This is a genomic window from Candidatus Zixiibacteriota bacterium (assembly GCA_035380245.1).
Classification (GTDB): Bacteria; Zixibacteria; MSB-5A5; order GN15; family FEB-12; genus DAOSXA01.
On sequence record DAOSXA010000001.1, the window covers coordinates 391,430 to 402,398 of the forward strand.

7 protein-coding genes are annotated in these 10,969 nt (G+C 50.3%); 4 read left to right on the plus strand and 3 right to left on the minus strand.

From position 1 onward, the window contains the following. Nucleotides 1–2 precede the first annotated feature (2 nt). Nucleotides 3–629: a sigma-70 family RNA polymerase sigma factor gene (locus tag PLF13_01505; GenBank protein ID HOP05945.1), complete on the minus strand. Its 627-nt coding sequence runs from the start codon at nt 627–629 to the stop codon at nt 3–5. A 436-nt stretch (nt 630–1,065) separates the two neighbouring features. On the opposite strand from PLF13_01505, the gene PLF13_01510 reads away from it, so the two are divergent. Then, a complete protein-coding gene (locus tag PLF13_01510; GenBank protein ID HOP05946.1) occupies nt 1,066–2,094 on the plus strand; it encodes a CapA family protein in 1,029 nt (342 codons plus the stop codon). Nucleotides 2,095–2,155: 61 nt separating this feature from the next. On the opposite strand, the gene PLF13_01515 is transcribed toward PLF13_01510, so the two are convergent. Then, the gene (locus PLF13_01515; GenBank protein ID HOP05947.1) at nt 2,156–3,061 is read right to left on the minus strand and encodes a M23 family metallopeptidase; all 906 of its coding nucleotides are present in this window, start codon (nt 3,059–3,061) and stop codon (nt 2,156–2,158) included. A gap of 947 nt (nt 3,062–4,008) precedes the next feature. Here PLF13_01515 and PLF13_01520 point away from each other — a divergent pair. Continuing rightward, complete coding sequence (locus tag PLF13_01520; GenBank protein HOP05948.1) at nt 4,009–4,767, plus strand: SDR family NAD(P)-dependent oxidoreductase; 759 nt, start codon at nt 4,009–4,011, stop codon at nt 4,765–4,767. A gap of 395 nt (nt 4,768–5,162) precedes the next feature. Next, the gene (locus tag PLF13_01525; protein ID HOP05949.1) at nt 5,163–8,993 is read left to right on the plus strand and encodes a PAS domain S-box protein; all 3,831 of its coding nucleotides are present in this window, start codon (nt 5,163–5,165) and stop codon (nt 8,991–8,993) included. Between the two features lie 77 nt (nt 8,994–9,070). Here PLF13_01525 and recA read toward each other — a convergent pair whose 3' ends face one another. Beyond that, nucleotides 9,071–10,129: a recombinase RecA gene (gene recA / locus PLF13_01530; GenBank protein HOP05950.1), complete on the minus strand. Its 1,059-nt coding sequence runs from the start codon at nt 10,127–10,129 to the stop codon at nt 9,071–9,073. A 382-nt stretch (nt 10,130–10,511) separates the two neighbouring features. Between recA and PLF13_01535 the strand changes: the two genes are divergently transcribed. Continuing rightward, on the plus strand, nt 10,512–10,814 hold the full coding sequence (locus PLF13_01535) for a PEP-CTERM sorting domain-containing protein (protein HOP05951.1): 303 nt from the start codon (nt 10,512–10,514) through the stop codon (nt 10,812–10,814). The last annotated feature ends 155 nt before the right edge of the window (nt 10,815–10,969 follow it).

The following is a 10,969-nucleotide window of genomic DNA, read 5'->3' on the forward strand; positions in this document are numbered from 1 at the left end:
GATTATTTTATTCCGAGCATCAGCAGTAGTTGCGGACATTTACGTTGAAGCTCCTTACGAATTTTCCCGCGGGCACGATGAAGATACCAGCGCACGGTCGCTTCGGGAATGTCCATAACCTCAGCCACACGGTCAAGCTTGCAACCCTCGATATCTCGGAGCATAAAAGCAGAACGCTGTTTCTCGTTGAGCTTACGCGTAGCCTGATGAATGTAATCCCTGATCCGCTCTCTATGATAACGATCTTCAGGAGTAGAATCGTCCGATTGAAGAAGCTCGTGGTAATTGTCCAGCGGTTCGTGTTGGTGCCGACGATGCTTGCGGATGTAATCGATGCAGGCGTTTACCGTGATACGATAAAGCCAGGTATAGAATTTTTTCTTCTCGTCATAGCGCCAGATATTGTGGTTAACCTTTACGAAAACGATCTGAGTGATATCAGCCGCTTCATCGTAATCACCCACCATGCGATAGGCAAGCGCCGCTACCTGGCTTCGATATCGTTTCATCAATTCAGCGAAGGCACGCTGGTCGCCGCGCTTGATCCGACTGACGAGAGCTTTGGTATTAACCTCATCCCGGTCGTCTTCAGCCGGTTGCATCCGTTCGATATCCGGTTTCTTGTCCATCGCCACAATCCAAACTAAATTTATCTTATATTGTCATTTATACCATTAACCACCGTTTGCAGGTAAAGTTCCGAGATATCGGGTTACAGCTTGTTGCTAAATGACAGCTAAATGGGTGAGAAGGATTCTTAATACCCCGATCCTGCCGGCTTCTCGGAACCCGTGAATCTTCCGGAAAGCGGTCCTAATTTTTTAACAACGCAGCCCTCTAATCAGTTCCAAACGAGTTTGTTGAAAAATCCCCCCTTCCTGCAGCGCCCCACTACACCACGGAACCGAACCTCGCCCGCAGAGATCAATAGAACTTGAAATCCCCGGGGGTAACTGAAGTTGTAGTTGTGCTATGGAAGTTGACGTTGCTTGTTTAGGTTCTATGTTTAATCAGAATCGATCCATTCGACTCCGGCTCACCGCTCTGCTTACAGCGGCAGCCATTATGATGGCCACATCCGTCGCAGCTCAATCAACCGACAGTCTCCAGCCGACTACAGTAACGTTTGCGGCTGTCGGTGATATCATGATGGGGACCACCTTTCCCGAGGATTCCAACTATCTGCCCGAGGATGACGGCCGCCACATGCTGTTTGAAGTCGCCCCTGAACTGCGCTCAGCCGATATCACGTTTGGCAATCTCGAAGGTTGTTACATAGACGGAGGTACTCCGGCCAAGAAATGCCAGGATCCCAAGTCCTGTTATGTCTTCCGTAGCCCCGAGCATTATCTGAGTTACCTCGATGAAGCCGGGTTCGATGTTTTCAACCTGGCCAACAACCATGCCCGGGATTTTGGACCGGAAGGACTCAACCGCACGCGGGCATTGCTCGACAGTCTCGGCAAGGTGTACACCGGACCGATTGGCGATGTGGCTTCACTCGAAGTCAACGGCCTGCGGGTAGTGGTGCTCGGATTCGCTCCCTACCAGAAGTTATATGATTTATTGGACATCGGAACAGCCGCGGTGATGGTAGCCGGATTCAGCACTATCTACGATCTGGTCATCGTATCCTTCCACGGCGGCGGTGAAGGACCGGCATTCCTGCATGTCCCGGATTCAATGGAAATAGCCTACGGTGAAGAACGGGGTCATTTACGCGCGTTCGCTCATGCCGTAGTTGACGCGGGCGCCGACCTGGTGATCGGCCATGGACCTCATATCCCAAGAGCCGTTGAATACTACCACGGCAGGTTGATTGCCTACTCACTAGGGAATTTCGCCACTTACGAAATGTTCAACATGGAGGGAGTACGCGAGTTGACATTTATCCTGAAAGCCGAGTTGGCGGCCGACGGCTCCCTCGTTTCGGGCAGAATCGTTTCCTGTTATCAGCAATACCCCGGAATACCTCGACTTGACCCGAAAGGTCGGATTATTCCACTCCTGCAAAAGATATCACGCGATGATTTTGGTCCGACCGCCGCTCCGATTGCCGACGATGGAACCATTATCGTCCCGGACAAGAACTGAATCACACCAACGAAAAAAGGCCGCGATTATGCGGCCTCGTTATCTTCAATCAATTCGAACCTCAATCCATTTCGTTGAGAATATAATCGGCTGGATTGAGCTTCTTGCCGTTTCTGATCACCTCGTAATGGAGATGCGGACCGGTGGAATGACCGGTATTACCCATGAGGGCGATCTGTTCACCCCGGCTGACTCGCTGCCCCTTCTTAACCGTCGCTTGTTTTAGATGAGCGTAACGAGTCTTGAAACCGTAACCATGGTCAATCACCACCATATTACCCAGGCCGCCCTGGCGTCCGACTTCCACCACTTTGCCGTCGGCTGTGGCATAAATCGGAGTGCCGGTACGGTTGGAAATATCGATCGCCGCATGCATCCGCCGATAGCCGGTAAAGGGATCATCGCGCATTTGAAAACCGGTCGTGACCCAACCCTTGGTAGGCCAAATCGACGGGGTATGCCGGAGGCGATCCTTCATACCATCGAGCTTCTGTTCGACTTCCGAGTATTTATCCAACTCGAATTCCGACAGGCGTAAAAGGCGATCCACTTGACGCTCGGTGACATAAGCAGACTTCTGAGCCGGAGTCATACTCTCCACCGCTTTCGGAATCGGACCACCAATACCGAGCTGACGCTCCTGGGGATCGATTTCCGGCAGGTCAAAGGCAGTCCGAATAACTACCTCTTTTTGGACCATGTCCTGATAGCGGTTTTCGAATTCGGTCAGAGTCCAGCGGATCTGTTCGAATTTGTTCTTGAGTTCGAGATTTTCCGCCTTTAGTTTTTCGATCTCAGCACGGGAAACTCTATCGGATACGTACTGAGTTGACAGCGCTACACTGATCCCCAGTAGCATCAAAACCAGCACTACCGCTCCATAAACCAGCGGGGCCGGAACGTTGACCTGCTTGAGTATCCCCTTTGAGCCGGGGATAAGCATCAATGTGAATTTTTTCTTAAACATCACTTCAAGAATAAATCGTGGCCGGTCAGGCCTATCCTTCTCCTGTTATGTATCGGTCGTAAACCGGCGCACGCCAGCTTTATCACCTAAAAACTGGCGTGGAAAATAGGCCCCATCATTTTGCAAGTCAAGATAAAATGGGCAAAAACTGCCTGATACTACTTAATCAGAACATATTCTCGTCTGAGAACTTTGTTCACAATTCGAGCAAGCTTTGCCGATTCAAGGGTTTGAAGGCTGTAAAGATGCCAGTAAGTCTTCTTGGGCAAGCCAATGAAAGGTCGCTTCTTGAGTGCTTTCGCCATTTGTCGCCTCCGCTGGTTACCAGTCACAAACCGGAAAATCCTAATCTCTTTGCCCCATAAATCCCGGCTTACAAAATTCGCCACATTGTTCCGCCCCCTTACAATGCATAAACCATGCCCCTCCGGCGACAAAATGGAGAGCGACAACCACCATAGAGCATCCCATTTAACAATAAGCACTTAACACTATTATACCGGCTTCGGGAATCTCCCCTAATGGGCAAATCAAGGATTAAAAGGTGAGGCGCCTGTCCTATCCTTGACTACTTCGCCCAACAGGTGAACAGCTATCAATAAGATACAAGTGAGAATCTAGGATGAGCTTTGATCCGGGAGTACATTCGGCTATTAGTGGAAAATCAAATCGTTCTGAGGAAGACGACAGGTTGCTCTCATCGCAGTTATTTTTTAGAGAATGTCTGAGCATTCACCTCCCATAGCAAACTCAATACTATATTAATGAGAACATTACAAAGATCATGTGAAGGCAGACATACAAGAATAGCCACCATGACGTATTTTAACAGATTATTTCGTACCCTCAACGATTAAGACAGCATCATCTTTAGCCTTTGTATTGACGACAACCGATCGACGGATTAGCTTGGACTAAACAGCTAACTGCATCCAGGAGATAAGGACATGAAGTCTTTGAATAATAAGGTCGTGCTGATAACGGGAGCTTCCTCCGGAATAGGCCGCGCCTGTGCCGAGAAATTTGCTGAAGAGGGAGCCCGGCTGATTTTGGCGGCACGGAGAAAAGAACGGTTGATCGAACTGGCGAGAAAACTGAACACGCCGGTTCATATAATCGAACTCGATGTGACCAACCGGCAAGCTGTAGAAACAGCCCTTAAAAACCTTCCTGCCGATTTTGCTGCGATCGATGTACTCATCAACAACGCCGGTCTCGGGCGAGGTCTGGATAAATTGCAAGAAGGAAACCCGGACGGTTGGAATGAAATGATCGACACCAACATCAAGGGTCTTTTATACGTCAGCCGAGCGGTATTACCGGGTATGGTCAATCGAGGCAGCGGTCAGGTTATCAATATCGGTTCGATAGCCGGCCATGAGGTTTATCCGGGAGGGAACGTCTATTGCGCCACAAAACATGCCGTAGGAGCAATCACCCGGGGTATGCGGATCGACCTGGTTGACAGCCCGATACGTGTTGCCACAATTGATCCCGGTCTGGTAGAAACGGAATTTTCCGAGGTCAGATTCGACGGCGATAAAGATCGCGCCGGTTCGGTTTATAAGGGCTACCAGCCGTTATCCGGAGCTGATATCGCTGAAACGGCCGTATGGATTGCCTCGCGGCCACCCCATGTTCAGATTGCCGAGGTCATAATTTTCCCCACAGCCCAGCGATCCGCCATGATTGTTCATAAGGAATAGCCAAAATTCCTCCTCCTCGTGAGAGGCTTGAAAGGCTCTAACGGACACGTACATCAACGGGGATATAAACACCTTATCCCCGTTGATGTAGCTCTCATCCAAAGATCTGTTGATAATTCCACCGGATTATGTAACGAATTCCGACCTCTGACTCCAATTTCATGTAACAGCCAACCTTGTGTTGCCGGCATTGGAGTCGAATTTTCAATCCATGTCGGGCATACGACTTTTTAACTGCCCCTTAAGCAACCGCTCCATCCTTCCGAAATAACTCATATAAACGTCGGGCGGGGAAATCCGGCACATAATCGATTAAAACGGGGCACAGGATATGGCAGGCATGCACTGCAACGGCAGTCGTGCGGATCAGTCCGTAACAACTTACGGTGGATATTTTGGTCAGAGTATTACTCGTCGACAGTGATAGTGAGCGGATCAAGAACGTAGACTCTATGCTCTCTGAATCGGAGTATGCCCTGGAAGTCGGCAACAGCCCTGATTGTGAAACCTGCCTCACAGCATTACATCAAAGAAAAGTCGATATTGTCTTAATCTCATCTATCTGGACTAAGGAATCATTACTCGCAACTCCTCCCTGGTCCGACTACCCGGTAATTGTTCTTTTAGCCGATGATTCGGGACCGATCCCGGACAATATCAAGGCAGGCTTTGAACTAATCAAAGACAGTGAACTGAATTCGCCCCTTCTGCGCAGGATGATTAACTTCACGATTCAACACCGTGAAGATGAACAGCGCTGGTTAAAACGGATAAACCTGGAAAAAGCTATTGCCGAGTGCTCACGCATGCTGGCGACCTGGTCAAATGAGCCTCTCTATCCGATCCTGCAACTACTTGGTGAGGCTCTTGGCGCGGACAACGCAGCCATGTACCGGGTGGATAAAGGTTATGGTGAAGCCTTCATCGAGGAAGAATGGAATCGTCTGCCGGAGACGAAACTCGCTGACCTGATACCGGTGGTTACCCTGTCGGATTACCCGGATTGGATAGAGAAGTTCAGTAAACATGAATGCATTATTGTCGATTTTCCGGATGCTACCGGGTTCAACAATCCCAACGAATCCCAAGACATTCAGGAGTTCGGTCTCAAGGCAGGAATCTGGATTCCCATCGTCGATCACTCCGACCGATTTCGTGGGTGTATAGTCGTAACCAACAGCAGCTACCATAAATTCTGGATCAGGGAAGATATCCACACTCTCCGGATATTCGGAGAATTACTCGGGACAACCAGAGAACGCATCGAAACCACCTCCGCCCTTGCAATATCAGAAGAAAACTACCGACATTTAGTCGAAAATGCGAATGAAGCCATATTAGTTGCTCGTGAAGGTAAACTTCTCTACTTCAATGATGAACTCTGCAAACTTCTCGGTGTCCCGCGCGAGTTACTGCCGGAAAGACATTACCTGGAGTATATCCATCCCGATGATCGATCTATGTTGGAAGAATATCACCGTCGTCGTCTTTCGGGAGAGGATATTCCCAACCGCTACAGCTTTAGAACGTACGACGGCATAAATAAATCGCTTTGGGTTGAAGCAAACTTGGTTTTGATTCAATGGGAGGGTGTTCCGGCCGTTCTCTGTTTCCTGACCGATATAACTACCCGCAAAGACACTGAGGATAAGTTGCTTGCGAGTCGACAGGAGTTTCGCAGTCTGTACAACAGCACCCTGGTCGGCCTGTACCGAACATCGATTGAGGATGGTCGCATCCTCGCTCTAAACAAGCGCACCTCGGAAATGTTCGGCTTCGATTCACCCGAAGAAATGGCTGCATCAACTCGCATGCAGGACTTCTACGTCGACCCCGGCGCCAGACAGACGATGATAACCACCATACGGGAAAAGGGACATATTGACAATTTCGAGACACCTTTTCGCAAACGTGACGGTTCCATCTTCTGGGCGCGTTTCTCGGCTCGAGTGTTCCTCGAACACGGTTACCTGGAAAACGTTATAACGGACATATCCGATGAAAAAGCTACCCGCGAAGCTCTGGATGAAACTCAGACCAAATACTCTGAGCTTTTCAACTCCGTGCAGGAAGGAATCGGCATCGTTAATCAGGAGGAGATAATTGAGTTCTGCAATCCCGCCTTTGCCCGGATATTCGATGCTGACTCATCGGAGGAACTGGTTGGAAGAAGTCTGCTGGAGTTCGTAGACGAAAACAACCGCAGTTTAGTCATCCGTCAGACCGATCAACGCAAACTGATGAATGCCTCGCGGTATGAGCTGGAAATCGTCACGGGGAGCGGCATTCATAAAACCATCGCGGTATCGGTATCGCCGCGTCTCGATCGCAACGGCAACTTCCTGGGCGCTTTTGGATCGGTTCTGGATATTACCGATCGTAAAATTACCGAAGAAGCCCTCCGGGAAAGCGAAGAACGGCTGAAGATCATCCTTGAATCCGTGCCCACGGCCATTGTCATTGTCGATCCCGATAGTCAAAAGATAGTCGACGCCAATGCGGCGGCAGCCAATATCCTTGGGATTGAACGACTCCAACTCCTCGGCCAATCCTGTCAGAAGATTGTATGCCACTCCGACAAGGGACCATGCCGGTTCGCCTCCGCCGATAAGTCGATAAACAATATCGAGACAGAACTGCCTCGAGTTGACGGTAAACAGATTAGCGTCCTGAAAAGTATCGCATCCGTACAACTAAACGGTCGTCGCCATCTGGTAGAATGCTTTACCGATCTTACCGAGTTGAAAAAACAAGAAAAAGATTTATACCAATTGTCAGCGGCGGTAAGTCAATCCCCTATCATGATTCTTATTACCGATCCGAACGGTATTATCGAATACATCAATCCGCACTTTACCGATGTAACGGGATACAGCCAGAAGGAAATCCTCGGTAAAACCCCGGCCATTCTCTATTCAGGCAAGCAAACGGACAACTTCTACGAGAGTATGTGGGAAACTATCAAAAGCGGCGGCACCTGGGTCGGGAACTTGCAAAACCGCCGCAAGAGCGGTGAGATATTCTGGGAGCGAGAATCCATCTCGCCTATTTTTAACATTGATGGAGAGATTATCAACTTCCTTGCCATTGGAAACGATATCACTCATGAAATTATTTCCCAGCAGAAACTGGCCGAATCGGACAAATTATCCGCAATTGGTATGCTGGCAGCCGGCGTAGCGCATGAATTCAAGAATTATCTGGGCGGCATAATAGGCAATGCTTCCTTTGCGATCGATCACATCGATGAGTCGGACGGCTGCAGCACCGCTCGCGAAACTCTGGAACAAATAGTTGAGATGGGTGACAAAGCCAATGAAGTAGCCATGTCGTTGCTCAGCTATTCCAAGGCCAAGCCGGAGGACCGGACTCATGAAAGTCTCGCCCATCTGATCGAGAAATCAATCAGCCTGGTTGAAAAAGAGATGCGCAATCGCACTATTGAAATCGCCAGGTATATCGAGGATGTCCCGACCTTCGAAATGTCCGCCTCGAAAATCCAACAGCTCTTCCTGAACCTTTTGATAAACGCTCAGCACGCCATTAAAACCAATGGGGTGATAACCGTTGCCCTGATGAATGCCGGTGACCGTGCCGTTATCAAAGTCGGCGATTCCGGTACCGGCATTCCCGAGGATAAACTCGAACGCATCTTCGATCCGTTCTACTCGACCAAAGGAGTCTGGGGACGAGACGAACTGGTCGGAACCGGCATGGGGCTGTCGATCAGTCGTAACATTGCGCGGGAGCACGGAGGTGATATCACAGTTGAATCGATTGAGGGAATCGGGAGCACGTTCATTATCACTCTGCCGTACAATACAACGGCTAAGGACAACAACCTGGTCGGAATCGACTATACCGGTCACAAGATTCTTTTCTTCACTCTGGACAAGTCGATCATCAGTCGATATCACCAGCGAGCCTGTGAAACCAACACCCGCCTGCTTGTTGCGGGGAGTATCGACGATGCGCCTATCGGTTTTGAACGAGAAATCGACCTGGTCGTTTGCGACGCACACTTTACCGGAAAAGTGGAATTGCTGCAAATGGCTCAAATGTGCATGACCCACAGCATCCGCTACGTCATGGTAAATTGTAACGTTATGGAATACCAGTTGGCGGAGTTATTCGACGGCGCAGCGACTAATTTCCGTGATTTCCCCGATCTGGATCGTTTATTAGCCGTGATAAAATCCGACAAGAGCCCGGCCACCGGGGCGTGAAGGCGAGAATCTAGTCTAATATACCAGCGGCGCCCGAAACGGACGCCGCTGTCAGATACTTATCGAAACGGACAAGCCTATTCGGTCTCGATCGCCTCTTCCTCCTCGAGAACCGGCTCGCCGTGTTCGGCGAGCTTCATGCCCAGCGCCTCTTTGACCTTCACGAGAATCTCGTTGGTCACTTCGGGATGGTCCTTCAAGAACGCCCGAGCGTTTTCGCGGCCCTGGCCGAGACGTTCATCGCCATAGCTGAACCAACTGCCGGATTTCTGCACGATGTTGGCATCGACCGCTTTGTCGATCAACTCGCCGGTGTAAGAAATACCGGTGCCGTAGATGATGTCGAACTCCGCCTCGCGGAACGGCGGCGCCACTTTGTTCTTCACGACCCGGACGCGAGTGCGGGAACCGATTACCTCCTGGCCGTCCTTGATCGTGGCAATGCGGCGAATGTCCAGGCGGACGGTCGAATAGAACTTGAGGGCGTTGCCGCCGGTGGTAGTCTCCGGATTGCCGAACATAACGCCGATTTTCATGCGGATCTGATTGATGAAAATCACCGCCGTCTTGGATTTGGAGATGATCCCGGTCAACTTGCGCAATGCCTGCGACATGAGCCGCGCCTGCAGCCCCATGTGGCTGTCCCCCATCTCCCCCTCGATTTCGGAGCGGGGAGTCAGAGCGGCGACGGAATCAACGACAATGATATCGACACCGCCGGAGCGTACCAGCGTTTCGGTGATATCGAGCGCCTGTTCACCGGTATCCGGTTGAGAAACAAGAAGATTGTCGGTATCGACGCCCAGCGCTCGGGCATAGTTGGCATCGAGAGCATGTTCGGCATCGATAAATGCCGCGACGCCGCCCACTTTCTGAGCCTCGGCGATAATGTGCAGCGCCAGAGTGGTTTTACCGGAGGATTCCGGACCGAACACCTCAGTCACCCGCCCTCTCGGTACGCCCCAAACCCCAAGGGCATGGTCGAGGCCGAGTGATCCGGTCGGGATTACCTCTACCTCGAGCACCGTGCTGCCGCCAAGGCGCATGATCGAGCCCTTGCCGTGTGATCGCTCGATCTGCGACAGGGCCGCCTCCAGCGCTTTTTTGCGGTCTACCGCCGTGTGCGATGTTGCCATGCTAGAGCTACCTTTCGTTATTTTAATCTTACTTTTTGGCATAACCTGAAGAAAACAGCATTCAGGTCGTTAATATATCACATTTCGCTCGACAATAAAATGAAATAGTCCGCTGACAGGGGATGTCAGTATTTTCGGGGGATGAACGTATTTCTACAACAGGTCTTCATAACCGCGGGAACCAACCAATTCAGGGATCAGTTTAACGAATAAACTCAGGTGATAATTGGATTTCACCTAACGTAGATCTTTAATACAAAGCCGGATTTATAGGAAATACATCGATTTGTGACAAAAAAACTATTTGACTTAATACCGGTTTCAAGATCAAGTTATAGATGAAGCTAATGGATTGGCCGACAACTCCCGGATGGAGGTTCTTATGAAGAGATTGATTCCATTATTGTGCGCCCTGGCCGTCATGTTTTTGATGGTTGATTTCGCACAAGCTGTTGGTTATCCCAACAGCGGTTACACCGTCAACAACAACACCGGAACACATCGCACGGCAAACTCTCAGACCGATATTGACACCCATCCCGATAGAATCCCGGCCGATGACGCCAGCGCCGTACAACAGCAAACAGCACCGGAAGGTGAGGTAACCCCCATCCCGGAACCCATTGCTCTCCTGCTCGTAGGAGTTGGTCTATTAGCTATTGCAGTGATGCGTAAAAGCGCCTGATCCGCTGAACAAAGTGATTGGAAAAGCGGCCTGTCGGCCGCTTTTTTCATGTATGTAGGAACCACCGGTGGAGAATTCTGTTGAAGGACCGGCCCGTTTTGCTTAAAATGTCGAGCAGGGAATAAGGAGCCTGCAAACAAAGCCGATCCGCCTTC

Bases quoted from the DNA above. Each gene is read 5' to 3' on its own strand.
- PLF13_01505 (HOP05945.1), bottom strand. From the start codon at position 629: ATGGACAAGAAACCGGATATCGAACGGATGCAACCGGCTGAAGACGAC.
- PLF13_01510 (HOP05946.1), top strand. From the start codon at position 1,066: ATGATGGCCACATCCGTCGCAGCTCAATCAACCGACAGTCTCCAGCCG.
- PLF13_01515 (HOP05947.1), bottom strand. From the start codon at position 3,061: ATGTTTAAGAAAAAATTCACATTGATGCTTATCCCCGGCTCAAAGGGG.
- PLF13_01520 (HOP05948.1), top strand. From the start codon at position 4,009: ATGAAGTCTTTGAATAATAAGGTCGTGCTGATAACGGGAGCTTCCTCC.
- recA (HOP05950.1), bottom strand. From the start codon at position 10,129: ATGGCAACATCGCACACGGCGGTAGACCGCAAAAAAGCGCTGGAGGCG.
- PLF13_01535 (HOP05951.1), top strand. From the start codon at position 10,512: ATGAAGAGATTGATTCCATTATTGTGCGCCCTGGCCGTCATGTTTTTG.